19 protein-coding genes are annotated in these 25815 nt (G+C 69.5%); 9 read left to right on the top strand and 10 right to left on the bottom strand.

The features are described from left to right. The first annotated feature begins 9 nt into the window (after positions 1 to 9). Positions 10 to 4602 carry an RHS repeat-associated core domain-containing protein gene (locus EIZ45_RS16635; protein ID WP_134663539.1) on the top strand — a complete coding sequence of 1531 codons (4593 nt, stop codon included), beginning with the start codon at positions 10 to 12 and terminating at the stop codon, positions 4600 to 4602. Between the two features lie 156 nt (positions 4603 to 4758). Here EIZ45_RS16635 and EIZ45_RS16630 read toward each other — a convergent pair whose 3' ends face one another. From EIZ45_RS16630 to EIZ45_RS16620, 3 genes are all read right to left on the bottom strand, one after another. Continuing rightward, positions 4759 to 4938 carry a hypothetical protein gene (locus tag EIZ45_RS16630; protein WP_205669958.1) on the bottom strand — a complete coding sequence of 60 codons (180 nt, stop codon included), beginning with the start codon at positions 4936 to 4938 and terminating at the stop codon, positions 4759 to 4761. Between the two features lie 380 nt (positions 4939 to 5318). After that, positions 5319 to 7631: a beta-glucosidase gene (locus EIZ45_RS16625; RefSeq protein ID WP_134663538.1), complete on the bottom strand. Its 2313-nt coding sequence runs from the start codon at positions 7629 to 7631 to the stop codon at positions 5319 to 5321. After that, the gene (locus EIZ45_RS16620) at positions 7628 to 8671 is read right to left on the bottom strand and encodes a LacI family DNA-binding transcriptional regulator (protein WP_134663537.1); all 1044 of its coding nucleotides are present in this window, start codon (positions 8669 to 8671) and stop codon (positions 7628 to 7630) included. The genes EIZ45_RS16625 and EIZ45_RS16620 overlap by 4 nt, the downstream gene beginning before the upstream one ends. A 152-nt stretch (positions 8672 to 8823) precedes the next feature. Between EIZ45_RS16620 and EIZ45_RS16615 the strand changes: the two genes are divergently transcribed. The 4 genes from EIZ45_RS16615 (at position 8824) to EIZ45_RS16600 (ending at position 12682) form a co-directional block, all read left to right on the top strand. Next, complete coding sequence (locus tag EIZ45_RS16615) at positions 8824 to 10134, top strand: extracellular solute-binding protein (RefSeq protein ID WP_134663536.1); 1311 nt, start codon at positions 8824 to 8826, stop codon at positions 10132 to 10134. Continuing rightward, on the top strand, positions 10131 to 11063 hold the full coding sequence (locus tag EIZ45_RS16610; RefSeq protein WP_370318143.1) for a carbohydrate ABC transporter permease: 933 nt from the start codon (positions 10131 to 10133) through the stop codon (positions 11061 to 11063). The genes EIZ45_RS16615 and EIZ45_RS16610 overlap by 4 nt, the downstream gene beginning before the upstream one ends. Next, positions 11063 to 11884, top strand: a complete 822-nt coding sequence (locus tag EIZ45_RS16605) for a carbohydrate ABC transporter permease (protein ID WP_134663535.1) — start codon at positions 11063 to 11065, stop codon at positions 11882 to 11884. Before EIZ45_RS16610 ends, EIZ45_RS16605 begins: the two co-directional genes overlap by 1 nt. A gap of 165 nt (positions 11885 to 12049) precedes the next feature. After that, on the top strand, positions 12050 to 12682 hold the full coding sequence (locus EIZ45_RS16600; RefSeq protein ID WP_134663534.1) for a QsdR family transcriptional regulator: 633 nt from the start codon (positions 12050 to 12052) through the stop codon (positions 12680 to 12682). A gap of 9 nt (positions 12683 to 12691) precedes the next feature. Here the strand turns inward: EIZ45_RS16600 and EIZ45_RS16595 are convergent, their stop codons facing one another. Together EIZ45_RS16595 and EIZ45_RS16590 are read right to left on the bottom strand one after the other, a co-directional pair. Further along, positions 12692 to 14242: an acyl-CoA synthetase gene (locus EIZ45_RS16595; RefSeq protein WP_134663533.1), complete on the bottom strand. Its 1551-nt coding sequence runs from the start codon at positions 14240 to 14242 to the stop codon at positions 12692 to 12694. 52 nt (positions 14243 to 14294) lie between these two features. After that, positions 14295 to 15329, bottom strand: a complete 1035-nt coding sequence (locus EIZ45_RS16590; protein ID WP_134663532.1) for a triacylglycerol lipase — start codon at positions 15327 to 15329, stop codon at positions 14295 to 14297. Between the two features lie 428 nt (positions 15330 to 15757). Between EIZ45_RS16590 and EIZ45_RS16585 the strand changes: the two genes are divergently transcribed. The 4 genes from EIZ45_RS16585 (at position 15758) to EIZ45_RS16570 (ending at position 19828) form a co-directional block, all read left to right on the top strand. Continuing rightward, the gene (locus EIZ45_RS16585; RefSeq protein WP_106961427.1) at positions 15758 to 16510 is read left to right on the top strand and encodes an SDR family oxidoreductase; all 753 of its coding nucleotides are present in this window, start codon (positions 15758 to 15760) and stop codon (positions 16508 to 16510) included. Beyond that, complete coding sequence (locus EIZ45_RS16580; RefSeq protein ID WP_037814906.1) at positions 16507 to 17280, top strand: SDR family oxidoreductase; 774 nt, start codon at positions 16507 to 16509, stop codon at positions 17278 to 17280. Before EIZ45_RS16585 ends, EIZ45_RS16580 begins: the two co-directional genes overlap by 4 nt. Before the next feature lie 53 nt (positions 17281 to 17333). Next, a complete protein-coding gene (locus EIZ45_RS16575; protein WP_134663531.1) occupies positions 17334 to 18650 on the top strand; it encodes an MFS transporter in 1317 nt (438 codons plus the stop codon). A gap of 197 nt (positions 18651 to 18847) precedes the next feature. Next, on the top strand, positions 18848 to 19828 hold the full coding sequence (locus tag EIZ45_RS16570; protein WP_205669957.1) for a chitinase: 981 nt from the start codon (positions 18848 to 18850) through the stop codon (positions 19826 to 19828). A gap of 762 nt (positions 19829 to 20590) precedes the next feature. Here the strand turns inward: EIZ45_RS16570 and EIZ45_RS16565 are convergent. The 5 genes from EIZ45_RS16565 to EIZ45_RS16545 form a co-directional block, all read right to left on the bottom strand. Continuing rightward, entirely contained in the window at positions 20591 to 21142 is a 552-nt protein-coding gene (locus EIZ45_RS16565; protein ID WP_134663530.1) for a GrpB family protein, read from the bottom strand. 69 nt (positions 21143 to 21211) lie between these two features. Continuing rightward, on the bottom strand, positions 21212 to 22306 hold the full coding sequence (locus tag EIZ45_RS16560) for an acyl-CoA dehydrogenase family protein (RefSeq protein WP_037814911.1): 1095 nt from the start codon (positions 22304 to 22306) through the stop codon (positions 21212 to 21214). Continuing rightward, positions 22303 to 23481, bottom strand: a complete 1179-nt coding sequence (locus EIZ45_RS16555; RefSeq protein ID WP_134663529.1) for an acyl-CoA dehydrogenase family protein — start codon at positions 23479 to 23481, stop codon at positions 22303 to 22305. The genes EIZ45_RS16560 and EIZ45_RS16555 overlap by 4 nt, the downstream gene beginning before the upstream one ends. Continuing rightward, the gene (locus tag EIZ45_RS16550) at positions 23478 to 24701 is read right to left on the bottom strand and encodes an acyl-CoA dehydrogenase family protein (protein ID WP_134663528.1); all 1224 of its coding nucleotides are present in this window, start codon (positions 24699 to 24701) and stop codon (positions 23478 to 23480) included. Before EIZ45_RS16550 ends, EIZ45_RS16555 begins: the two co-directional genes overlap by 4 nt. After that, positions 24701 to 25726, bottom strand: a complete 1026-nt coding sequence (locus tag EIZ45_RS16545; RefSeq protein ID WP_134663527.1) for a phosphotransferase family protein — start codon at positions 25724 to 25726, stop codon at positions 24701 to 24703. The genes EIZ45_RS16550 and EIZ45_RS16545 overlap by 1 nt, the downstream gene beginning before the upstream one ends. Positions 25727 to 25815 lie beyond the last annotated feature (89 nt).

Genomic DNA, 25815 nt, shown 5'->3' with positions numbered 1-25815 from the left:
GGGAGTCGAGTGAGCAATCCGTTGATCGCGCCGGTCAAGGACTCGACGACGGCGTTGTCCGGGATACCGCTGCTCGAGGACGCCGAGACGCTGAAGCAGGGCATCGAGAGCAAGAACTGGGCGTCGGTGGCGATCGGCGCGGTCGGGACCGCGCTGGACGTGCTGACCGCGGTGATGGACCCGTTCGGCGCGATCCTCGCCGCGGGCGTGGGCTGGCTGATGGAGCACGTCGGCCCGTTGAAGGAAGCGCTCAACGCGCTGACCGGCAACGCCGACGAGATCAAGTCCCAGGCCGAGACCTGGACGAACGTCGCCAAGGAACTCGAGGGCATCTCGGCCGAGCTCGGCGAGATGATCAAGAAGGACCTGGAGAGCTGGCAGGGCGAGGCCGCGGACGCCTACCGGCAGCGGGCCGGGGACACGTCCGCGCTGATCGCCAGCGCGCAGAAGGGTTCCGAGGGCGCGGCCAGCGGGGTGAAGACCGCGGGCGAAGTGGTGGCGGCGGTGCGGACGCTGGTGCGCGACACGATCGCGGACCTGGTCGGGCACCTGATCTCGTGGGCCTTGCAGGTGCTGTTCACCGCGGGGATCGGGATGGCGTGGGTGGTGCCGCAGGTCGTCACCGCGGTCGCCAAGACCGCCTCCACCATCGCCAAGGTCACCTCGAAGCTCGTCAAGGCGCTCAAGGCGCTGATCCCGCTGCTGAAGAAGGCCGGGACGCTGTTCGAGGACGCGGGCAAGGCGCTGAAGGGGCTCAAGAGCGGCAAGGGCGGCGCGACGCACACGCCCAAGGACATCAACGTCAAATCCGAGAAGCCGAAGGGCGGCTCGAAAGACGACGAGAGCACCACGGCCTCCGGCGACCACAGCGGCGGGCACGGCGGCGGCGAGCGCGGCGGGAACACGCACACCTCCGGCGACCCCAACCCGCCGAAGGACCACAAGCCCGAGACGAGGGACGAAAACACCTCGGCCTCGGGCTCGCGGGAGGACATCGGGGGGACGGACGGTTCGCGCGGGGGAACGCGCGACCGGGACGGCGGCAACTCGATCAAGAAGAACAACCAGCCGCCCGCGGAGAACTCGACCCCCGGCTACTGCCGTCCCGGCAGCGGCGACCCGATCGACATGACCACCGGGCGGATGATGCTGCCCGAGACCGACCTCGTGATCGCCGGTGCGCTGCCGCTGGTGCTGCAGCGGATGCATTTCTCCACCTACCGCGCCGGATTCCGGTTCGGCCGCACGTGGGCGTCCACTGTGGACCAGCGGCTCGAGATCGAGGACGGGGAAATCGGCTTCGCCGCCGAGGACGGCACGTTCCTCGTCTACCCGGTGACCGAGGGCACCGCGCTCCCTGTCAGCGGACCGCACTGGCCGCTCAAGCGTTCGCCCGAAGGCGGTTACGTCATCGAGCAGCACGACCTGCAGCGGATGCTGTACTTCGCGCCCGACGGCAACGGACGGCTGCCGCTGACGGCGATCTTCGACAACGACGGGCACCGGATCCATTTCTGCCACGACGAAGACGGACGCCTCGCCGAGATCCGGCATTCGGGCGGCGCCCGCATCGGCGTCGAAACCGCGGCGGGGCTGGTCACCGCGCTCACGCTGCTCGGCGAGGACGCCGCGGACGAGCGGGTCGAACTGGTCCGCTACCGCTACGACCGCGAACTCCGGCTGACCGAGGTGATCAACTCCTCCGGCCAGTCGATGCGCTACGGCTACGACGAACTGGGCCGTGTCGTGCGGTGGACCGACCGCAACGGCCGTTCGTACGAGTTCGTCTACGACGAGCAAAGCCGTTGCGTGTCGGGCACCGGGACCGAGGGACACCTGGCCTACACCTTCGCTTACGACAGCGAGGCGCGCGTCAGCACCGCGACCGATTCGCTGGGCAACACCACCGAATTCCACCTGAACGCGAACTTCCAGATCGTGCGCCACGTGAGCCCTCTCGGCGGGGTCACGCACTACGAATGGGACCGCTTCGACCGCATTGTCTCCCAGACCGACGAGCTGGGCCGCACCTCGCGGTGGGAGTACGACGAACAGGGCGACCTGGTGGCGTACACGTTCCCGGACGGCGCACGCCGCCTGTTCGAGTACTCCGAGCACCGGCTGCTGTCCACTGTGGAGCCCGACGGAGCCGTGTGGCGGCAGGAGTACGACGAGGAAGGGCGGCTCGCCGCGGTGCACGGCCCGCTCGGCGCGACCGTCCGCTACACCGTCGGCGAGGACGGCGCGGTGCGCAGGTCCGTCGACGAGCTGGGCAATCTCACGAGGATCGAGTCCGACGCCTTCGGCAGGCCGGTCACGGTCATCGATCCGCTCGGCGCCGTCACGCGCACCTCGTACGACGCGATGGGCCGGGTGGTCTCCGAGACCGACGTGCTCGGCACCACCGAGTACTCGTGGACGGTCGAGGGCCGCGGCTGGCGGCGGACCGCGCCGGACGGGTCCGTGCAGCGCCGGGTCTACGACGGCGAGGGCAACCTGCGGGAGGAAATCGACGAGCTGGGCAGCGTCACCCGCGTCGACTACGGTGCGTTCGACCTCCCGATCACCCAGATCATGCCGGACGGCAGCCGTCTTCAGGTCGAATACGACACCGAACTGCAGATGATCGCCGCGACCAACGGCGAGGGGCAGACCTGGCGGTTCGAGTACGACGGCGAAGGGCGCATGGTCCGCGAGGTCGACTTCGACGGGCGCGTGCTGACCTACGCTTACGACGCCGCGGGACAGCTCGTCTCGCGTACCAACGCGCTCGGCAGCGTCACCACCTACGCTTACGATCTGCGGGGCAACCTCGTCGAGAAGCGCACCGAAGACGACGTCAGCCGCTACGCCTACGACGCGGCCGGGCGCATGGTGCGTGCCGTGAACGCCAGCGCTGACGTCTCGTTCGCCTACGACGCTCTCGGCCGGCTGGTGGCCGAGACCCTCGACGGCGAGACGGTCGCGACCGGCTACGACCTCGCGGGCAACCTCGTGCACCGGCGGACCCCCTCGGGGGTGGAGAGCCGTTGGGCCTACGACGGCCGGGGCGCGCCCGAGTCGCTCGCCGCGGGCCCGCGCACGCTCCGGTTCCGCCACGACGCGGCGGGCCGGGAGATCTGGCGCGGGCTCGGGGCCGCCGAGCTGACTCAGGAATGGGACGCGCGATACCGGTTGCGCAGCCAGACGGTCGCCACCGGGCCGGTCGCCGTCGCTCAGCGCCGTGTCTACGAATTCCGGGCCGACAGCGCTATTTCCGCCGTCGAGGAGCTGCTGGGCGGCCGGCGCGAGTTCACGCTCGACCGGATGGGCCGCGTCATCGGAGTGCAGGGCCCGAACGGTCCGGAGCAGTACCGGTACGACCGCGCCGACGCCGTGGCACTGCCGGACAAGCGCGCCGGCCGGTTCGACGCGCAGGGCAGGCTCGTCAGCCGCGAGGGCTGGACCTACGAGTGGAACGGCGAAGACCGGCTCGTCGGCGCCACGTCCCCGGACGGGCAGCAGTGGCGGTACCGCTACGACGCGCTCGGCCGCCGCGTCGCCAAGCAGCGCCTCGACGGCGAAACGGTCGTGTTCGAGACCCGTTTCGTGTGGAGCGACGACCTGCTCGTGGAGCAGATCGAATCGACGCCCGCGGGCCGCACGCGCAGCACCACGTGGGAGTGGCACCCGGACGACGAAACCCCGGTGGCGCAGACGGATCGCGCGTACGACGGCGACGCGTGCGTCGACGACCGTTTCCACGCGATCGTCGCGGACTTCCTCGGCGCGCCCGCCGAACTGGTCGACGAGACCGGGCGGATCGCCTGGCGCCGCGACGAAACGCTGTGGGGCGTGCCCCGCTCTGCTCCGTCCGGCCCGTCGACGCCGCTTCGGTTCCCCGGCCAGTACCTCGACGCAGAGACCGGACTGCACTACAACCGCCACCGCTATTACGACCCCGGCACGGCCCGCTACCTCAGCGCCGACCCGCTCGGGCTCGACGGCGGGCTGGACCCGCACGCGTACGTGCGCAACCCGCTCACCTGGAGCGACCCGCTCGGCCTCGCGGGCGGGTGCAAGAAGAACAAGCTCGACCTGCGGAACGGCAAGGAACGGAAGGGACAGACCGGCACCACGCCGTCGGGTCTGAGCTACGGCCCGATGAAGCGGGGCGGGCGCGGGGAGAAGAGCCGGGTCGACCACGTGGACCTGCACACCGACAACGTTCCCGGCAAGGCCGAACACGGGGTTTTCGGCACCCGCAACGGAAACGCGTGGAGCAAGGACAAGGTCGTCAAGGTCACCGACTCCGCCTGGCGAAGGGTCAAATCGGGCGACCCGCGCGTCACCAAGGAAGCGCAGGGCGACCGGACGGTCTACCTGGTCCCGATGGACAAGAAGGTCGGCTACATCGACGAGCGCGTCCCGGAGCGCGGGCCTTTCGACCACAACACCGGCCGGGCCGAGATCGTCCGGAACAGGCAGGGCGAGATCCAGTATCAGCGGGGGGAGAGCGGGAGCTACGTCCGGGAGCCGCACGACCTCGACCACCTCAGGATCGTGGTCGACAAGAACAACAACGTGATCACCTCCTACCCCGACCGCGTCCGCGACTACTGAGCCGCGGCGGCGGTCGGACCGGGTGACGCGGCGCCGGTTCGCCGGGAACGCCGCTCGCCGCGTCGCAGACGGCACGGGTCGCGGGAACAGCTCGTGTGCCAGTCCCGGTCGAGGACAGGCGGTCACCGGCCGGTTCGCGTCTTCGGCGGCTGCCGTTCAGGCGGGCACGTGCGCCCGGGCGAGCCGTCGTCGGCGGTGTGCGGCCACGCGGACCGGGGCGCCGGTCCAGCCGTCGTGGTCGCCGAGGCGTGGGACCAGTGCGAGGAACGCCCGGCCGCCGAGTACTTCGGTGCAGGCTTGCAGATAGTCGCCTTCGGGAGTGTGTTCGTGCAGCACGCCGAGTTCCCGGTAGGTGGCGAGCGTGCGGCGGCAGCAGCGGATTCGACGGCGAGGGCGGCGACGGCTGCCGGTTCGCCGGAGCGGTTGACGAGGATCCGCGCCTTGTTCCCAGCGGCCCACGGGTTTGGCGCGGTGGGTTCCGGTGCGCGCGAAAGACGTCGAACACCTCGAGCGAAAGCGGTCCAGCGTATCCGGCGGCGAGCACGGGGGCGAGGAATCCGGGCAGGCCGAACGCGCCTTGCCCCGAACCCAAAGCCCACTTGCCGCGCTTGCGTTCCTGGAGGGAGACTTCATGTCCCCGCGACCGTCCATATCGGACTGACCAGACGACCGGCTCGCCGACGCCTGTCTGCGCCGCAGCGCCCGGCGCGCTGCGGTCACCCGGGAAGCGGCGTGATCGACACCGGCGTGACCAAGACCCGGTCGTGGCCCGCTTCGCGGACCGGGCCGGTGAGTTCGAACCGGCCGGTGCAGGGCAGGTCGCCCGCGGACGGGCCGGCCAGGACCTCGATGGTTCCGGGCTCGACGATCCGGCGCAGGTCGAGTCCGGTGAAGCTGGTGCGGTCGGCGTGCAGCGCGAACGTGACCCTTGCGGCGCGGCCCGCCTCGAGCGGCACCCGGGCGAAGCCGGCGAGCTGCCGGACGGGGCGGGTGACCTGGGCGTGCACGTCGTTCAGGTACAGCTGCACGATTTCGTCCGCCGCGCGCTCGCCGGTGTTGCGGACGGTGACCGAAACGGACAGTTCGCCGTCGGTGGGGATCTCGGACGCGCTCAGCCGCAGGTCCGAGTAGGCGAACGTGGTGTAGGACAGGCCATGGCCGAACGGGAACAGCGGGGTCGGGTCGAGGTTGCTGATGCCCGCGCTGTCGCGGCCCAGCGGCGGAGCCAGGTAGGTGCCGGGCGAGCCGCCGGGCACGCGGGGGACCTGCACCGGCAGTTTCCCGGACGGGGCGGTCCGGCCGGACAGGATCCCGGCAACGGCGCCGCTGCCCTCCTCGCCCGGCAGGAACGCCTGGACCAGAGCGGCGGCGCGGCCGACGTGGCGGCCGAGGGCGTACGGACGGCCGGACACCACCACGACCACGACCGGGGTGCCGGTCGCCAGGAGCGCGTCGAGGAGTTCGTCCTGGACGCCGGGGAGGCTCAGGTCGGGGGCGTCGCAGCCCTCGCCGGAGGTGCCGAGGCCGAACATGCCCGCCCGGTCGCCCACGACGGCGACGCACACGTCGGCGGCTTCCGCGGCGCTCGCCGCGGCGGCGATGCCGGAGCGGTCCTCGTCGAGGATCGGGCAGCCTTGGTGCAGCGCGATCTCGGCCGCGGGCAGTTCGAGCCGCAGCGCATCGGCCAGGGACGGAACGCTTACGCCGAGGCCGAATTCGGGGTGGCGCGGCAGGACGTGGTTGGGGTAGGAGTAGCAGCCGAGGAAGACCAGCGGGTCGTCGGCGCACGGCCCGACGAGGGCGATTTTCCCGGCGGATTCCCGGGCGGACAGCGGAAGCGTGCCGTCGTTGGCGAGCAGCACGACGGACTTCTCGGCGATTTCCCGGGCGAGGGCTCGATTTCGCGGTGAATCCAGATCGACCGGTTCGGCCCGCGGCACCCAGTCCGCGTCGAGCAGGCCCAGCTCGGCCTTCTGCCGCAGGAGCCGGCTCGCGGCCCGGTCGACGAGCGCCTCGGGGAGCTCCCCGGAACGGACCAGCTCGGTCAGTTCCTTGCTGTAGCACAGGGTGTCCGGCAGTTCGACGTCGATCCCGGCGGCCAGCGCGAGCGCGCCCGCCGCACCCGCGCTGGCGGCCACGCGGTGCATGCTCTTGAGGAACGCGATCGCCCAGTAGTCGGAGACGACGACTCCGTCGAAACCCCATTCCTCGCGCAGAATCGTGGTGAGCAGCGCTTCGCTGGCCGCTGCGGGTACGCCGTCGAGGTCGCTGTAGGAGTTCATGACCGAGCGGGCCCCGCCGTCGCGCACCGCCATCTCGAACGGCGGCAGGACGACGTCGCGCAGCTCGCGCGGTCCGATCGAAACCGGCGCGTGGTTGCGTGCCGCCCGGGACGCGGAGTATCCGGCGAAATGCTTCAGCGTCGCGATGACCCCGGCCTTCTCCAGGCCGCGGACATAAGCGGTGCCCAGCATGCCGACGAGGTACGGGTCTTCGCCGAGGGTTTCCTCGGTGCGGCCCCAGCGGTAGTCGCGCACGACGTCGAGCACGGGCGAAAGCCCTTGATGCACGCCGACCGCGCGCATGTCTTCCGCGATGGCCGCGGCCATCCGCTCGACGAGACCGGGATCGAAGGTCGCCGCCCAGGCGAGCGCGGTGGGGTAGACCGTGGCGCCGAGGGTCGTGAAGCCGGTGAGGCACTCTTCGTGCACGATCGCCGGGATGCCGAGCCGGGTCTCGGAGACGATTTCGCGCTGCAGCGCGGTGATCCGGGCGACGCCGTCGGCCGCGCTCACCGGCGCGGTGCCGAACGGGCGGGTGAGGTGCCCGATCCCGTCCGCGCGCACCTGGTCGAACGGGACCTCGCCGCGGGCGAAAACGTCCTGCATGGGGGCGACGTTCCCGCTGATCTCCTGATTGCCGGGCCACGCGCTGCCCAGCTGGGCGACCTTCTCCTCGAGCGTCATCCCGGCCAGCAGCGCGTCCGCGCGTTCGGCGGGGGAGAGGGTCCGGTCGTGCCAGCGGCTCATCGTGCTCCTCGGTCGGCTGCGGGGGCGGTCGACTCGCGCACGACGAGATGGGTCGCGAGTTCGACGTGGTGGGAATCGAGCGTCTGCCCGGAAATCAGCTTGAGCAGGGTGCGCAGCGCGACCCGGCCCATGTCGTGCAGCGGCTGCCGGATCACGGTCAGCGGCGGGGTGGCGAGGCCGGCGAGCATGGTGTCGTCGAAGCCGACGACGCTCAGGTCCTGCGGCACCCGCAATCCCCGCCGCCGGGCGGCTTCCAGCACGCCGAGCGCGGTGGCGTCGCTGGCGGCGAACACCGCGGTCGGCGGATTTTCCATGGCCAGCAAGCGGTTTCCGATCTCCAGTCCGGCCGGGTGGCCGAAGTCGCCGTGGCACACCAGCTCCGGGTCGAAGGCGACGCCCGCGTTGTCGAGGGCGGCGCGGTACCCGTGCAGCCGGGCCTGGCTGCAGGAGGCCCCGACCGGCCCGCCGGCGAACGCGACGCGCCGGTGCCCGAGGCTCAGCAGGTGCTCCGCGGCGGCGATCCCGCCGGACCAGTTCGTCGCCCCGACGCTGGCGACCTCGGTCCTCGGCAGGTTGATCGGGTCGATGACCACCAGCGGCAGCCCGGCGCGTTCGAAGCTTTCGACCTGGGCGAGCGAGAGTTCGGAGGTCACGACGATCAGCCCGGCCCGGCCGTTGCCCTTGAGCCGGTGCGTCCACTGGTCCTCGGGGCTGAGCGGGCCGCCGGGCGCCGCTTCGGGCATCCGGCTCACCACCACGTCGGCGCCGAGTTCGGCGCCCGCGGCGGTCACCCCGCGCAGCACTTCGAGCGCGTACGGGCTGACGAGATCGTCGAACACGACGTCGACGATCCGGGTCGCGGGGGCGTTCCGGCTCCCGCCGCGCGGCACGTATCCGGCCTCCCGCAACGCTTGTTCCACTCGGGCGCGGGTGCGCGCGGCCACGTCGGATCGCCCGTTGAGCACCTTCGAGACGGTCGGCAGCGAGACGCCGGCGGCTTCGGCGACGGCCGCGAGCCTCGCGCCAGTGCGGGACGGCATCAGGCTCCCTCTTTTCGAAATGTTTCGAAGCGTGATTGTTGGCTATGAAAAGGGAATTTAGCACTTGACTGACCCGAATCACTACCCTAGATTTCGGCCAGCCTACGAGAAGTTTTCGAAACTTTTCGAACCTTCGGAGCGGAAGGTGCATCATGAAACTGGGTACTCGCCGGACGGTCCGCGGGACGCGGACGACGCTCGCGGCGACCGGGTTCGCGGCTCTGCTGGCGTTGACCGCGGCGTGCGGCACGAGCGGGCCCACGGCCGCCGCCGGCGGGAAAGCGACGGCATGGGCGTTGACCGGCGGCGACGAGCAGGTGTTCCGCGCTTCGTTCGCCAGCGGCGGCGTCGAGGGGCAGTTCTTCGGCAACGACGCGTACAAGCAGAAGATCCGCTCGGCCGTCGGCGCCGACCAGGCGCCCACCCTGGTGTTCAGCTGGGGCAACGGCGGGATGCTGAAATCCTGGGTCGCGGCCGGGAAAATCATGGATCTGACCCCGGAGGTGCGGAAGGATCCCGCGCTGACCGGCCGGTTCCTGCCCTCGGTGGCGAAAACCGGGGTGCTGGACGGCAAGACCTACGCCGTGCCGAACAACAGCATGCAGCCGGTTTTCCTGTTCTACAACAAGGATCTTTTCGCCCGGGTGGGCGCGCAGCCGCCGAAGACCTGGGACGAGCTGATGGCGCTCGTGCCGAAGTTCGCCGCCGCCGGGATCGCTCCGTTCTCCCTCGGCGGGCAAAGCAAATGGCCGCAGCTGATGTGGGAGGAGTACCTGGTCGACCGGATCGGCGGGCCCGGCGTCTTCGCCGCGATCGCCGCGAACAAGCCGGGCGCCTGGTCCGATCCCGCGATCCTGGACGCGAACCGCAAGATCCAGCAGCTCGTCGACGCGGGCGGATTCGCCAAGGGGTTCAATTCGATCAGCACCGACAGCAACGCGGACCTCGCCCTGCTCTACACCGGCAAGGCGGCGATGTACCTGATGGGTTCGTGGGCGTTCCCCACGATCAAGGAAGCCGACCCCGGTTTCGCCGCGGGCAAACTCGGCTACGTCGGCTTCCCGGTCGTGCCGGGAGGGAAGGGCGATCCGGCGGACATCGTCGGGAACCCGGCGAACTTCTGGTCGGTGTCCGCGCACGCCTCCGACGCGCAGAAACAGGCGGCGGTGAAATACCTGCGCGAGGGCGTCATGAACGATGCCTACGTCGACGCGCTGCTCGCCGGGGGCGCGGTGCCGCCGGTCAACGGGATCGAGGCCAAACTGGCCAAGGCACCGGACCCGGCGTATCTGTCCTATGTGTACGGACTGGCGCGGAACGCGCCGAATTTCCAGCTCTCCTGGGACCAGGCCCTTTCCCCCGGACAGGCCGACGCGCTGCTGAACAACCTGGACCAGCTCTTCCTCAAGCAGATCACGCCCGAGCAGTTCTCGGCGAACATGAACGCGACGGTCGGGAAGTGACGGTGTCCGCTGCCCTCGTGCGGGAGCGTTCCGGGAAGCGGCCGCGGTCCGCCGCGACGCCCGGCCGCGCCGGACCGCATCCGCTGACGGCCGTTCCCGCGCTGGCGTTCTTCTCGATCTTCGCGCTGCTCCCGCTCGGCGGGGTGGCGGTGCTCAGCCTGATGAAGTGGGACGGGATCGCCGACCCCGTCTGGACCGGGCTCGGCAACTGGACGGCGGCGCTAAGCGACCCGGCTACTTATCACGCGCTCTGGCTCAGCGTGCAGGTGATGGCGGCGAGCTGGTTGTTCCAGACGCCGGTCTCGCTTCTGCTTGGCGTGCTGACCGCGGGCCGCGGCCGGTACCGCGCGGTGCTGGGCGTGCTGTATTTCCTTCCGCTGCTGCTGTCCTCGGCCGCGATCGCGATCGCGTTCAAAGCCCTGCTCGACCCGAACTTCGGGATGAGCCGCGCTTTCGGAGCCGACTGGCTCTCCCAGGACTGGCTCGGCGAGCCGACACTGGCCCTGTACGTGGTGATCTTCGTGATCGGCTGGCAGTTCATGCCGTTCCACACGCTGCTCTATCAAGCGGGAGTGCGGCAGATCCCGGCCCAGCTTTACGAAGCCGCGCAGATCGACGGCGCGGGCCCGGTCCGGCAGTTCTTCCACATCACCCTGCCGCAGCTGCGCTACACGATCGTCACCTCCTCGACGCTGATGCTGGTCGGCTCGCTGACCTATTTCGACCTGGTCTTCGTGCTCACCGGCGGCGGCCCGGGCAACGCCACCCGGTTCCTGCCGCTGGACATGTACCTCAACGGTTTCTCGAACAACGACATGGGCCGCGCGAGCACTCTGGCCGTACTGCTCGTCGTCGCCGGGCTGGCGCTGTCGCTCGGCCTCTCCCGGTTCGCCCGCTTCTCCCGCGGCAGCCAGCAGGACGGTGTGTGATGGCCAGGAGCAGGCCCAACGTGCTCGGCGGGCTCGCCGGATTCGCCTGGCTGTTCGTCGTTCTCGTGCCCGTGTACTACATCGTCGTGACGAGCCTGCGCGGCCAGAGCGGGTTCTTCGGGGCCAACCCGTTGTCGCTGCCCGCAAATCCCACGTTCGAGAACTACCGGCTGGTCCTGGACAACGGCTTCCTGCGCTACCTGATCAACAGTGCGGTCGTCACGGCAGGCACTGTGGTTATCACCGTCGCGGTATCGCTACTGGCGGCCTATTACATCGTGCGCGGCCGGACCCGGTTCTCCGCGACCACGTACAAGATTTTCCTGCTAGGCCTGGCAATCCCGCTGCAGGCGACGATCATCCCGATCTATTACCTGATCACGCGCGCGCACCTCTACGACACCCTGCTCGCGATCGTGCTGCCCTCGGTCGCCTTCGCGATTCCGCTCTCGGTGGTCGTCCTGGCCAATTTCCTGCGCGACGTGCCGAACGAGCTGTTCGAATCGATGCGCGTGGACGGCGCCGGGCACGGGCGGATGCTCGTCAGCCTGGTGCTGCCCATGGTCAAACCCGCGATGGTCACCGTCGCGGTGTACGACGGCCTCAACGTGTGGAACGGATTCCTCTTCCCGCTCATCCTCACCCAGAGCGCCGACCAGCGCGTGCTTCCGATGGCGCTGTGGGCTTTCCAAGGCCAGTTCCGGGTCAACATCCCCGCGGTCCTCGCCGCGGTCGTCCTTTCCACCCTGCCGGTCCTCGCGCTGTACATCCTCGGCCGGCGCTACCTCGTCACCGGTCTCACCGCCGGCTTCGGCAAGTAATCCTTCGCCCGGCCGGCCGGCCTGCGGGGCACGTCCACCCCGCAGTGGTGCGACGTTGTGAGATATCGTTGCGAGGAAACCCCGAGCGGGGTCGTGCGACTCGCGGTGAGACACCTTTGAAATCTGTCGCACTGCCTGGTTCGTCGAGAGGGGCTGTCAAGGTTCATGGCCGGCACGTCACGTCCCCCGTCCTCCGGCACCTCGGGCAACCGGGAGCTGCCGTTGCAGCGAGAATTGCGGCAGGGCCCAGATCCGCGGGTAGGGGCGCTGGACGTGTTCCGGCTGGCCCGCGAGATGTTCCTGGAAGGCCGCCGGGTGGACATGAATCTGCTCGCGGAGACGCTCGGGGTGAACCGCGCGACGCTGTACCGCTGGGTGGGCGGCCGCCAGCAGCTGCTGGTGGAGGTGCTGTGGTCGCTTGCCGAGGAGTCGTTGCGTGCCAACCGGCGACGCGCGCGGGCTGAGTCGGCGAACTGGCTGGTGGAGGCCTTGGTCGGGTTCGTGGACGACTGGCTGAGCAATCCAGGGTGCCAGCATTTCATGCGCGAGGAAGCGGACCTGGCGCTGCGCCTGACGACGGTCCCGGAACAGGGTTTCCAGCCTCGGGTGCTGGAGGTCGTCCGCGAGTTCCTCGCCGAGCAGCATGACACCGGAGCGCTGGCGGCTGATCTGCCGTTGGACGAGTTCGCGTTCGTGATCGTGCGGGTCATCGAGTCCTACGCGCACATCGAGTACCTGACCGGCCGGTCTTCGGACCTCGACGCGTTGCGCCTGGTGTTCGGGACGCTGTTGCGCTAATACGGGCCCTCAGGCGCGGGACAGGTAACGGTCGCGGACTGCCAGTTTGAGCAGTTTGCCGCTGGGCGTACGCGGCAGCTCCGCAGTGAATTCCACCCGGCGCGGCACTTTGTAGTGCGCGATCCGGTCACGCAGGAAGCCGCGCAGTTCCTCGGCGAGTTCAGCTCCCGGCGAAGAACCCTGCGCGGGCTGTACGACGGCCACCACTGATTCGCCCATCTCGGGGTCCGGAATTCCGAACACCGCGACGTCGACGACTTTCGGGTGCAGTGCGAGCGCGTCCTCCACGTCCTGCGGGTAGATGTTGACGCCACCGGAGATGATCATGAAAGCCTTGCGGTCAGTCAGGAACAGATAGCCGTCCTCGTCCAGATAGCCGAGATCGCCGGTGGTGCTCCACGTGGCGTGCCGCGGATGGCGGGCGCGGGCCGAAGCCCTCGGATTGTTGTGGTATTCGAACGGCGGTTCGTCCCGTTCGAAGTAGACAGTCCCCACCTCGCCGGCAGGCAGCTCCGCTCCGTCGTCGGCGCAGATCCGCACGACGCCCACCGCCGCGCGGCCGACCGAACCCGGTTTGCGCAGCCATTCCTCGCTGCCGATGAGTGTCACCCCGTTGCCCTCGGTGGACGCGTAGTACTCCTCGATGATCGGGCCCCACCAGTCGATCATCCGCTGCTTGACGTCCGCCGGGCAGGGTGCCGCGGCGTGCACGGCGACCTTCATGCTGGAGTGGTCGTAACGCCGCCGGACGGTTGGACTCAGCTTCAGCATCCGCACGAACATTGTCGGCACCCACTGGCTGTGCGTCACCCAATGCCGCTCGATCGCGGCGAGCGCCTGCTCCGGTTCGAACCGCCGCATCAGCACGACGGTGCCGCCCAACGCGTGCACCGCTCCGCCGAATCGCAACGGCGCTGCGTGATAGATCGGTGCTGGCGACAAATAAACCGTGTCCGCGTCGAACCCGTACCGGCCGCCGAACGCGGCGACGTACGGGTCGCCAGGCTCGTGCACCTGACGGTCCGGAAGCGGCGGTTTGATTCCCTTCGGTTTCCCGGTGGTGCCCGACGAATACAGCATGTCCGCGCCCCGCGGCTGCGCGGACAGCGGTACCGCCGGGGTCGTGGCAAGGGCGTCGGCATAGGAACCGTGTCCGTGCACCGGCCCGCCGAACGCCAACCGGATCCGCACCCCCGGGGTCTGATCTGCCAACTCCTCGGCGAGATCGCGCAGCACCGCCGAGACGACCAACGCCTGCGCGCCGCAGTCCTCGACGATGTATGCCGCCTCCTCGGCAGTCAAATGCGAATTGATCGCCGTCAGGTACAGGCCGGATCGCATCGCCGCCCAGTACACCTCGAACGCGCGCGGAGAATTGTCGCTCAACAGCGCGATATGATCGCCTGGCCGCAGCCCCGCCTCGTGCAGGAACCTGGCCAGCGACAACGAGCGGTCCTCGAGTTCCCGATAGGACAGGACTTCTTCCTCGGTCTGGTCTTCGCCCGCGATCAGCACTGCGGGTTTGTCCGGAAATCGCGCGGTGTATGCGCCTGGGTACATTCGCCGTCCCTCTCGATTTCTCGTTTGACGTCGTTCCTGCCACCCGGATGATTCAGTTCGCGCCGCACCCCCGCGGATAGACGTAGCAGCGCAGTGGCGGTTCGGCGTCGACCGCGTCGCGCGGAAGGTTCACGACGACTCCGTTCGCATACAGGTTCGTGATCCCCGAAACCTGCGCGATCGGATTCGAATACGGCTGCCCCAATTGCGAACAGATCTTCCGGTCGACCCGGCTCGGATTCGCCGGCTCGTCCGGATGCCGCAACGCGTCTTCCACGAGCTGATAGGTCACCGCTGAACCCAAAGTCTGCCCGTGATCAGCTCCCAGCACGGCGGCGCTGAGACACACATCCTGAAGCGCGATGTTCCGGACGTTCGGCGCGGCCGGCAGCATCGACGCCTGCCCGGCGATGTTGGGCTCGTTGATGGTGTCGATCCGGGTGTAGATCACCGTGTACTGCACTTCCGGAAACGTCATCGCACCGGAGTTCAACGCGTCCAAGAACTTCGAGCCCACTCTCTGCTGCCACACCGCGGGCGGGCAGAGGGCGTTGACCAGTCCGCATCCCAGAGCGTTGGCCACGATCGAACCGTGGTTGGGCGGATCGATGGCGATGAGCCCGTTGACCATCGGGCGCACGTCCGGCCACCACCGCAGAGCCCACCGCGGCACCGGACCCGCCCCCTGGCTCCACCCCAGGATCTGTACCTTCCGCCCGGATTCCGCGTGCATCACCCGGATCGCGCGCACCGCGTACTCCGCAGCGGTCTGGATGTCGCCGTCCGCGTCCTTCGGCAATGTGACGGCACAGTACGGAACGCCTTCCGCCTTGAACGCCGGCAGGAAATTCCAGCCGAACACCGACTCCGGGTTGCTCGCTGTCCCCGGGATCAGCAACACCGGATCCTGCTTCGCCCCGCGCACTGACGGAGAACAGGAGAGCGCGTCGTCCACCGTCGACTCGGGAACCGTCAAGGCCGGACCGGGCTGATCCACCGGTGCGTAACCGCCCTGTCCAGCCGCGGTTGCGTGCCCGGGAACCGAAAACGCCAGAGCCGCAGCGAGAACGACAGCGAGCGGCGCCATCCGCCGAGCTCCGAACCTGGCAAACACAGACTGCGACATTGCATCCTGCTTTCTCGGTGTGCGACATCTTGCGTAAATGTCGCATGATGTGTACCACTTGCTCCCGAGGCGGTCAACACGCGCCGGACCTCGATCAGGGGTGTGTGCGCGGCGTTCCTCGGATTCCGCAGTGCCCGGTGATTTCCGCCGACCGGGACAGGTGGTCCTGCCGAGCGTCCGCAGCAACCTCTGCGCAGGATTCGCGGCCGAGCTCGACGGGCCGATCCTGGCGCGCTTTGGTGAATACGCAGGGTCCGGACGGCAGTGACCCACCGCGTTGTGACGGCCGAGGCGACGGTCCAGGGTTGCGTAAGCGAGCCTCGCCGTTATCCTGCGACTAAGCGGTCGCTTAGCGGTGGCTGTCCAGCGGCGGACAAGGAGACGGTGTGGTGGAGTCGTTCAAGGATCGCGTTGCCCTGGTCACCGGGGCCAGCCGGGGGATCGGGCTGGCTATCGCGCAGGGGCTGGTCGAGCGCGGGGCGAAGGTGTGCATTACCGCGCGCAAGCCGGAGCCGCTCGCGGAGGCCGTCGAGAAGCTCGGCGGGCCCGAGGTCGCGATCGCGGTGCCCGGCAAGGCCGACGACGCCGCGCATCAGCAGGAGGCGGTCGCCGCCGCGGTCGAGAAATTCGGCAGTCTCGACATGCTGGTCAACAACACCGGCATCAATCCGGTCTACGGGCCCACGCTGGACGTCGACCCGGCCGCCGCGAGCAAGATCTTCGCGGTGAACGTCGTGGCGCCGCTGTCGTGGATCCGCGTCGCGCGGGACGCGTGGATGGGCGAGCACGGCGGCGCGGTGGTCAACGTCGCCTCGATCGCGGGCATCCGCACCTCGCCGGGCATCGGCATGTACGGCGTCAGCAAGGCCGCGCTGATCCGGCTCACCCAGGAACTCGGCGCGGAACTCGGTCCGAAGATCAGGGTCAACGCGGTGGCTCCGGCGGTGGTCAAGACGCAGTTCGCGACAGCGCTGTACGAGGGGCGCGAGGAAGAAGTCGCCGCGGCCTATCCGATGAAGCGGCTCGGGGTGCCGGAGGACATCGCGGGCGCGGTGGCGTTCCTGCTGTCCGGCGAGGCGGGCTGGATGACCGGGCAGACGGTCGTGCTCGACGGCGGCGTGACGCTCGGCGGCGGTCTGTGAGCGCCGGAGTCGTCATCACCGGCGGTGGTGGCGGGATCGGGGCGGCACTGGCGCGGCGGTTCGCGGCGGACGGGGCTCGCATCGTGGTCGCGGACCTCGACGGGGACCGTGCCGCCGAGGTCGCGGCCGAGGTGGGCGGCACGTCGTTCGCCGGTGACGTCGCCAGCGAATCCGGGGTCGCCGACCTGATCGACACCGCCCGCGAAACGCTCGGTGAGATCGACGTTTTCTGCGCCAACGCCGGGGTCGCGCCGTTCGGCGACGCCCACGCGGACGAAGACGCGTGGTCGCTGGCGTGGGACGTGAACGTGATGGCACACGTCCGTGCGGCCCGGCTGCTGCTGCCGGCGTGGCTGGAGCGCGGCGAGGGGCGGTTCGTCGCGACGGTGTCCGCGGCGGGCGTGCTCACGAGCCTTGGCTCGGCTCCGTATTCGGTGACCAAGCACGGCGCGCTGGCGTTCGCGGAATGGCTGTCGGCCACCTACCGGCACCGCGGCATCACCGTGCAGGCGATCTGCCCGCAGGGCGTGCGCACCGCGATGCTCGAAGAGACCGGCGAACGCGGCAAACTGCTGATGGGCGCCAGCGCGATCGACCCGCCGCAGGTGGCCGACGCGCTGTTCGCCGCGATGGCCGAGAACCGGTTCCTGGTGCTGCCGCACGCCGAGGTCGCGGACTTCTATGCCTTGCGCGCCACCGAAACCGACCGCTGGCTCGGCGGGATGAACAAGCTGCAGCGGAAAATGGAGGAGCTGCCCGGCGACGCGTGACCCGATATTCTCCCGGGGCGGCACCGGGCCGCAGGGGAGAACAGGGAGCCGGAATGACCGCACCCGCGCGCACCGACATGTCGCGCATCGCCACCGCCAGTTTCATCGGCACCGCCATCGAGTTCTACGATTTCTACATCTACGGGACCGCGGCGGCGCTGGTGTTCGGGAAGGTCTTTTTCCCGACGTTTTCCTCGACCGCCGGGGTGCTGGCCTCGCTCGGCACCTTCGCGGTGGGATTCGTCGCGCGCCCGGTCGGCGCGATCCTTTTCGGACACTGGGGCGACCGGATCGGCCGCAAGTCCATGCTGGTCACGTCCTTGCTGGTGATGGGACTGTCCACAGTGGCTGTCGGGCTGGTGCCGGACTACGGCACGCTCGGCATCTGGTCGCCGATCCTGCTGGTGGTGCTGCGCTTCGTGCAGGGCATCGGCCTCGGCGGCGAATGGGGCGGCGCGGTGCTGATGTCAACGGAGTACGCGCCGCCGGGCAAACGCGGCCTGTACTCGGCTTTCCCGCAGCTCGGCCCGGCCATCGGATTCGTGCTGGGCAACCTGCTGTTCCTGCTGCTGGACGCGGTGCTCCCGCCCGCCGAGTTCCTGTCCTGGGGCTGGCGGCTGCCGTTCCTGTTCTCCGCGGTGCTGCTGGCGGTCGGGTTCTACATCCGGATCAAGATCGCCGAGACGCCGGTTTTCCAGGCCGCGTTGGACAAAGCCGGACAGGCGAAAGTCCCACTGTTCGAACTGCTGCGGAAACAGCCGCGGGTTCTGGTGCTGTCGACGTTGTCTTTCGTGCTCGCGCACGCGCTTTTCTATACTGTCACCACATTCTGTCTTTCGATGGCGACGACCACGCTCGGCATCCCGCGCACCACTGTCCTGATCAGCCTGCTCATCGCCGCCACCGTGATGGGCGTGGCGACGCTGGTGTTCGCGATGAAGTCCGATCAATGGGGCCGCAGGCGGCTGAGCGCGGCGGCCGCGGTTTCCGTTGTGGTGTGGGCGTTTCCGCTCTTTGCCTTGCTGCAGACGGGAAACCCGGTGCTGCTGACGCTCGGGTTCGTCGGCGGCCTGGCGTGTTTCGCGATGCTGTACGGGCCGATGGGCGCGTTCCTGCCGGAGCTGTTCCGGGTGCGGTACCGGTATTCCGGCGCTTCGATCGCGTACAGCGTCGCGGGCGTGATCGGCGGCGGGATCGTGCCGCTGATCTCGACCGATCTGTGGGCGTCGACCGGCTCGACGGTGCCGGTCGCCCTGGTGCTGGTCGTGCTCGGGGTGCTCAGCTTCCTGTGCGTGCTGGCCCTGCCGGAGACCCGCGACCACGACTTCTCCGACGGGCTCGGCGAGGGGACCGCCGCCGGCCGCCCCTGACTTTCGGCCCCACCCGGCCGGGGGAAATCCGGCCGGGCGCGGTGTTTCCGGCCCGGTGCGCCGTTCGGGCTGCGGCTCTTGACACGCCGATTTGGTCTAGTCCAGTGTGTGACGGCACCCTTCCGGGTGCACTCCTCCCGGGTTGATCCCGCCGCCTCAAACCGGAGGTGTTCCGTGGTGCTCGTGGGAGGAACACGATGAAATCAGTGCGTCGGCTGGCCGCGCTCGCGGCGGCGGCAGGGGCGGCTCTCGCGACCGCGGCCGGGGTGGCCACGGCCGCGCCCGCGTCCGCTCCGCAGGTGGCGGCCGCTCCGGACCCGGTGCTCGCCTCGCCGTACCTGTACCAGTGGGCGGGGCAGACCAGCGCGTCGGCGGCGATGTCCGCGACCGGGATCAAGACGTTCACGCTCGCGTTCATGCTGTCGGACGGCTCGTGCAACCCGAAGTGGGACGGCGACCGTTCGCTGACCGGTTCGGACAAAACCCTGATCAAGTCCATCCGCGACGCGGGCGGCGACGTCATCCCGTCCTTCGGCGGCTGGTCCGGCACAAAACTCGGCGCGAAGTGCTCGTCGGCCTCGGCGTTGGCGGGGGCGTACCAGAAGGTGATCGACGCGTACGGCCTGAAGGCGATCGACCTCGACATCGAGAACACCGACGAGTTCGAGAACGCGACAGTGCAGGACCGGATCCTGAACGCGGTCAAGATCACCAAGCAGAAGAACCCCGGCGTGCGCGTCGTGATCACGATCGGCACCGAAACGTCCGGCCCGAACGACTGGGGCAAGCGGCTGATCAAGCAGGCGAAGGCGATCGGCGCGCCGGTGGACGTGTGGTCGGTGATGCCGTTCGACTTCTCCAGCGGCGGCGACATGGCGGGCAAGACGAAGTCCGCGGTGGACGGTCTCGTGGGGCAGCTGAAGTCGACGTTCGGCTGGGACAGCGCCACGGCGTACCGCCATGCGGGCCTCTCGTCGATGAACGGCAAGACGGACAACCCCGGCGAGGTCGTCTCGGTGTCGGACTTCACCGCGATCCGCGACTACGCCTCCAGCCACCACCTCGGCCGGTTCACCTTCTGGGCCACCAACCGGGACTGCTCGGGCGGCGGGGAGTGCAGCGGAATCTCGCAGCCGAAGTACGCGTTCACGAAGATCGTGGCCGGGTACCACGGCTGAGCTGGTCCAGGCCGGTGACGAGGCCGCCGTTCCGAGGGGTGCGGCCTCGTCGCCACCTGCTCTGCGACTGGGTGGGGTACTCGGTGGGATTCGGAGCGGCCGGGCGATGCCGGGGGAGCCGCATTCGGCCGGGCGGACTGGATGGGCTGAGTTCTGGCGCAGGGGGACAGAGGTCGGGCTGAGCCGAGGTTGCGGCCGCAGCGGGTCCGGGATGGGCTCGGGACGGAACGGTGCGAAGAGGCCGGTCTGGGCCGCGGCAGCCCGTAGAGGTTGGCGGGCCGGGGCGATTGCCTCGGTTGCTGGAGTGGTGCCGTCTGGTGACTGCGATTGGTGGGGTTGCCGAGGGCGCAGGGTTTGGGGTGATCGCCGCGATTGCTGGAGCGGTGTCGTCTGGCGGCTGCGATTCCTAGGGGCTGCGGAGGGCGCAGGGTCGAGCGCGGCGGTGCGCGCGCGATGTGGCGGCCCGCGGTTTTGCGCAGGTGGTGCTGGGGCGGGGTGATCGCGGTGGCATGGTGCGGCGGCTGCGATTCGCGGGGGCTGCCGAGGGCGCAGGGTCGGGCAGGGTGAGCGCGGTGCGGCGGCTGCGATTCGCAGGAGCCGCTGAGGGCGCAGGGCCCGGCGGGATGATCGCCGGAGCACCCTCGACCGCAGAAGGCTCGGCGCAGAGGAGCTCGGCGCAGAGGTCGGTACGGTCGCGCGGTGGGGGCGCGACCGTACCGGTCTCGAACAGCGAGACTCGGCGCTAGCCGCAGCACACAGCCCTCAACCGCCCAGAACCCGGAGGACGAACTCCGTCTTCCCCGCCGTATACACCTCCCGATCCGTCACCTCCCCAGCCAGCCGTCGCTTCACCTCGGCGTACTCCTGGGCCAACCCGGGATCCGCCCGCAGCGCGTCCCGAAATCGGAGCTGTGCCTGCCACCGTGGATGTCCCTCCGGGAGCAGGTGCAGATGCGCCACCCGACGCCGTCCCGCCGCATCGGGCAGCACGAAGAACCGTCGCCACGGTGCCGCGACGTCCAGTTCCGGCGGCACGAAACACCAGCCCTCAGCGGAAAGCACCGGCACTACCGCCGAGACCGTCTCCGCGGACAGGTCCCGCATCGGGGCCATCACGTCGAGCACCGGTTTGGCTGCCAAGCCGGGCACCGCTGTCGAGCCGACGTGCTCCACCCGCCCGGGAGCTAGCCACGGCGCGAGCAGCCGCGCGACCTCAGCGCACAGCTTGGTGCCCCGGGAAGCCCACGTCGGATCCGGGGGATGGATTTCGGGCCGTTCGTAGGCCCAGGCCGGAGCATGGGGCGGGTCATCCATGCCGGGCCGCAAGGGAGGCCGGGGTTTCGTCCATGCCGATCACGTTAACCCCGGCCACCGACAAAACCGTCAGGCGGGAAGATCCACCAGATCAGCCAGCCGGGCCCGATGCCGTCCGGGAGTGCCGAAAGCGATCTGGTCGCTCTTGGCCCGCTTCAGATACAGATGCGCCGGATGTTCCCACGTCATCCCGATCCCGCCGTGCAGCTGGATCGCTTCCTCCGCCGCGTGCACCGCGATCGGCGACACCCTGGCCTGCGCCACCGACACCGCGATCGGCACGTCGTTCCCCGTCGCCAGCGCATCCGCCGCGTATCGAGCCGCGGCCCGCGCGTTGACCAGTTCCGTGTACAGATTCGCCAGCCGGTGCTTCAGCGACTGGAAACCCCCGACCGGACGGCCGAATTGGTACCGCCCCTTCAGGTACGTGACAGTCTCCGTCAGCGCCCACTCGGTGATCCCGGTCTGCTCCGAAGCCAGCAGCCCAGCCGCAGTGGTCAGGGCGCTGTCCAAAGCCTCGGCAGCAGCGGAACCGGTGCAAATCGTCTGTGCGGCAACGGAATTCAGAGTCACATCGGCGACCCGGCGAGTCAGATCCAACGACACTGCCTCGGTCACGGTCGCCGCGGAAGCGTCCACGGAGTAAAGACCAGGGCCATCAGGGCCAACAGCCGGAACGATCAGCAGATCGGCGACCGAAGCATCGGCCACTGTGGACACCCGGCCGGACAAGGTTCCGTCGAGAAACGAAACAGCAGAGGGGAAAGCAGCACCCGGAGCGGTCGACAAAGGCACCGCCAAAGCGCCGATCACCGAGCCGGAAGCGAGCTGGGGGAGCAGGTCCGAACCCGCGGCGAGCAAGGCAGCCGTCGCGAGCACTGCACTGCCCAGGTACGGCACCGGAGCGACACTCCGGCCCAGCTCCTCCATCACGACCGCGACCTCGCGCGTCGAAGCGCCATGCCCGCCAAGGGATTCCGGCACCATCAGTCCGGCCGCACCGAGATCGGCGGCCAGCGTCTTCCACAGCGCGAGGTCGTACGGCGTGTCCGTTTCGACCCGCGCCAGCAGCGCCGTCGGCCCGGCCCGGTCGGTCAGCAGCGCGCGCACCGACGACCGCAGGTCCTCTTCCACATCCGAGTACAGCAGGTCCGGCGTGCTCATCGCGGCAGGTCCTTCCAGGCGACGTCCTTGTCCACCCGCGGCTCGGACGGCAGCCCCAGCACGCGTTCGGAGATGATGTTCCGCAGCACCTCCGAGGTACCGCCCTCGATCGAGTTTCCCTTGGCGCGCAAGTACCGGTACCCGGCGTCGCGGCCGAAGAAGTCGACCTGTTCCGGACGGCGCATCGTCCAGTCCTCGTAGCGCAGGCCCTCTTCGCCGAGCAGTTCCAGCTCCAAACCGGACAGCTGCTGGTTCAGCTCGGCGAACGCCACCTTCATCGCCGAACCTTCCGGACCCGGCGCGCCCACCGCGAGCTGCTGCCGCTGCCGCATTCCGGCCAGCCGCAGCGATTCCGCCTCGACCCAGTGCTGCACGAGCCGGTCGCGCAATTCCGGCGTGCGCAGCTCCGGACGGTCCCGCCACGTCTTCGCGACCAGCCCGATCATGCCGCCCTCGCGCGGCATCGCGGTGCCGCCGATCGCGACGCGTTCGTTCATCAGCGTGGTCTGCGCGACCTTCCAGCCCTCGCCGACCGCGCCGATCCGCTGCGCGTCCGGGATCCGCACCTCAGTGAGGAAGACCTCGTTGAACTCCGCCTCGCCGGTGATCTGCCGCAGCGGCCGGACCTCGACGCCGGGTGCCGTCATATCGCACAGGAAGTACGTCATGCCCTGGTGTTTCGGCACGTCCGGGTCGGTGCGGGTGACGAGGATGGCCCACTGCGCGAGATGCGCGCTGGACGTCCACACCTTCTGCCCGGTCACGACCCAGTCGTCGCCGTCGCGGACCGCGCGCGTGGCCAGCGCGGCGAGGTCGGAGCCGGCGCCCGGTTCGCTGAACAGCTGGCACCAGACCTCCTCGCCGGTCCACAGTGGACGGAGGTAGCGCTTCTTCTGCTCCTCGGTGCCGAACGCGAGAATGGTAGGCGCGGCCATGCCGAGCCCGATGAGGATCCGGCGCGGGTTGTTGTCCGGTGCGCCGGCAGCGGCGAATGCGGCTTCGACCTCGCCCTGCAGCGCACGCGGAGCACCCTGGCCGCCGAGTCCTTCGGGGAAGTGCACCCAGGCGAGCCCGGCGTCGAACCGGGCCCGCAGGAACTCCACAGTGGACAAGGAAGCCGGATCGTGCGCGGCGAGGAACGCGTCGACCTGCGCCCGCAGCTCCTCGGCGGTCACTTGCCCGCCTCCGTCCGGTACTTCTTCAGCTCGCGCCGCGCCAGCGAACGCTTGTGCACCTCGTCCGGACCGTCGGCGAGCCGCAGCGTGCGCACCCCGGCCCAGATCTCCGCCAGCGGGAAGTCCTGCGAGACGCCGCCCGCGCCGTGCGCCTGGATCGCCTTGTCCAGGATCCATTCGACGGTCAGCGGGGTGGAGATCTTGATCGCCTGGATCTCGGTGTGCGCGCCCTGGTTGCCGACGGTGTCCATCAGCCACGCGGTCTTGAGCACCAGCAGCCGCTGCTGTTCGATCCGCACGCGCGCCTCGGCGATCCAGTCCTGCACGACGCCGGAATCGGCGATCGGACGCCCGAACGTCTCGCGCGACAGCGTGCGGCGGCACATCGCCTCCAGCGCGCGTTCCGCCATGCCGATCGCGCGCATGCAGTGGTGGATGCGGCCCGGCCCGAGGCGGGCCTGCGCGATGGCGAACCCGGAACCCTCGTCGGCGATCAGGTTCTCCGAGGGCACCCGCACGTCCTCGAACAGCACCTCGGCGTGCCCGCCGTGGTCGCCGTCGGTGTAGCCGAACACCTGCATGCCGCGCACGACGGTCAGCCCCGGCGTGTCGCGCGGGACCAGGATCATGCTCTGCTGCTGGTGCGCGGGCGCGTCCGGATCGGTCTTGCCCATCACGATGAAGATCTTGCAGTTCGGGTTCATCGCGCCGGTGATGTACCACTTGCGCCCGTTGATGACGTATTCGTCGCCCTCGCGCCGGATGCTGGTCGCGATGTTGCGCGCGTCCGAGGACGCCACGTCGGGTTCGGTCATCGCGAACGCGGAGCGGATTTCCCCGGCCAGCAATGGTTCCAGCCACTGCTTCTTCTGCTGGTCGCTGCCGAACATGGTCAGCACTTCCATGTTCCCGGTGTCCGGCGCGGCGCAGTTGACCGCGGCGGGCGCGAGGTGCGGGCTGCGGCCGGTGATCTCGGCCAGCGGCGCGTACTGCAGGTTCGTGAGTCCCGCGCCGTGGTCGCCGGGCAGGAAGAAGTTCCACAGCCCGCGTTTGCGCGCCTCGGCCTTCAGCTCGTCGACGACCGGCGGCGGCGACCACGGGTCGGTGCGCGCGGCCAGTTGCTCGTGGAAAACAGCCTCGGCGGGGTAGACGTGCGAGTCCATGAATTCGAGCAGCTGCCCGCGCAGTTCCTCGGTGCGGGCGTCGAACGCGAAGTCCATCAGTTCTCCTTGCTGAGCGTCTTGGCGCCCTGCTCGATCAGGGGAGCGACGGCGGCGCCGATCTGGTCGAAGCCCTCGCCGACGGTTTTGCCTTGCTGGAAGCGGAAGTAGATGCCCTCGAGGATCACCGCGAGCTTGAAGAACGCGAAGCTCACGTACCAGTCCAGCGCCGACAGATCGCGGCCGGACCGCTGCGCGTAGCGGGCGATCGTCTCGTCGGTGCCCGGATAACCGGGCGCGCTGCTGGCGTTGGACACCATCGGCAGCGAGAGCTGGTCCCGCTGCGCGTAGGTGATCATCAGGCCGAGGTCGGTGAGCGGGTCGCCGAGCGTGGACATTTCCCAGTCCAGCACCGCGGTGATCCGGTCGTCGCCGTCGACGAGCACGTTGTCCAGCCGGTAGTCGCCGTGCACGATCGCGGGCGGGCCGGATGCCGGGATCGCCGCGGCGAGCCGGTCGTGCAGCTGGTCCGCGCCCGGCAGGTCGCGGCTGCGCGAACCGTCGAGCTGCTTCTTCCACCGGCGCAGCTGGCGTTCCAGAAAGCCTTCCGGACGGCCGAAATCGCCGAGCCCGACCGCTTCCGGATCGACCGCGTGCAGGTCGACGAGCGTGTCCACCAGCGAATCGGCGATCGCCCTCGTCCGCTTCGGGCCGAGCTGCTCCAGCTCCTCCGCGGTGCGGTACGGCGTGCCCTCGACGAACTGCATCACGTAGAACTGCGCGCCGAGCACGTCCGCGTCCTCGCACAGCAGAACGGTTTCCGGCACCGGCACCGGAGTCCCGGCGAGACCGCTCATCACGCGGAACTCGCGGCGCATGTCGTGCGCGGTCGGCAGCACGTGGCCGAGCGGCGGACGCCGCACGACCCAGCGCTGCGTGCCGTCGGAGACGAGATAGGTGAGATTGGACCGCCCGCCCTGCACCACTTCCGCGGTGAGGGCTCCGGAGACGAGCCCGGGCCGCTCGCGGTCGAGATGGGCGCGCAGCCTCGCCAGATCGAGGCCGGGCGGGTCGGTTTCGGTCATCGGAAGGACTCCAGTTCGTGCGAGGTCGGGGCTTGCGCCCCCATGCCGCGTCGGGTGCGGGGGACGCACCGGACGCCGCATCGGGGCGC

Origin of the sequence: Amycolatopsis sp. CFH S0740 (assembly GCF_004522315.1) — a bacterium.
Classification (GTDB): Bacteria; Actinomycetota; Actinomycetes; order Mycobacteriales; family Pseudonocardiaceae; genus Amycolatopsis; species Amycolatopsis nivea.
The sequence above is the reverse complement of the archived record's forward strand: the minus strand, read 5'-3'. Positions and strand labels throughout refer to the sequence as shown.

Bases quoted from the DNA above. Each gene is read 5' to 3' on its own strand.
- EIZ45_RS16550 (WP_134663528.1), bottom strand. From the start codon at position 24,701: ATGGACTTCGCGTTCGACGCCCGCACCGAGGAACTGCGCGGGCAGCTG.
- EIZ45_RS16605 (WP_134663535.1), top strand. From the start codon at position 11,063: ATGGCCAGGAGCAGGCCCAACGTGCTCGGCGGGCTCGCCGGATTCGCC.
- EIZ45_RS16590 (WP_134663532.1), bottom strand. From the start codon at position 15,329: ATGGCGCCGCTCGCTGTCGTTCTCGCTGCGGCTCTGGCGTTTTCGGTT.
- EIZ45_RS16560 (WP_037814911.1), bottom strand. From the start codon at position 22,306: ATGAGCACGCCGGACCTGCTGTACTCGGATGTGGAAGAGGACCTGCGG.
- EIZ45_RS16615 (WP_134663536.1), top strand. From the start codon at position 8,824: ATGAAACTGGGTACTCGCCGGACGGTCCGCGGGACGCGGACGACGCTC.
- EIZ45_RS16620 (WP_134663537.1), bottom strand. From the start codon at position 8,671: ATGCCGTCCCGCACTGGCGCGAGGCTCGCGGCCGTCGCCGAAGCCGCC.
- EIZ45_RS16600 (WP_134663534.1), top strand. From the start codon at position 12,050: ATGGCCGGCACGTCACGTCCCCCGTCCTCCGGCACCTCGGGCAACCGG.
- EIZ45_RS16545 (WP_134663527.1), bottom strand. From the start codon at position 25,726: ATGACCGAAACCGACCCGCCCGGCCTCGATCTGGCGAGGCTGCGCGCC.
- EIZ45_RS16565 (WP_134663530.1), bottom strand. From the start codon at position 21,142: ATGGATGACCCGCCCCATGCTCCGGCCTGGGCCTACGAACGGCCCGAA.
- EIZ45_RS16595 (WP_134663533.1), bottom strand. From the start codon at position 14,242: ATGTACCCAGGCGCATACACCGCGCGATTTCCGGACAAACCCGCAGTG.
- EIZ45_RS16570 (WP_205669957.1), top strand. From the start codon at position 18,848: ATGAAATCAGTGCGTCGGCTGGCCGCGCTCGCGGCGGCGGCAGGGGCG.
- EIZ45_RS16625 (WP_134663538.1), bottom strand. From the start codon at position 7,631: ATGAGCCGCTGGCACGACCGGACCCTCTCCCCCGCCGAACGCGCGGAC.
- EIZ45_RS16575 (WP_134663531.1), top strand. From the start codon at position 17,334: ATGACCGCACCCGCGCGCACCGACATGTCGCGCATCGCCACCGCCAGT.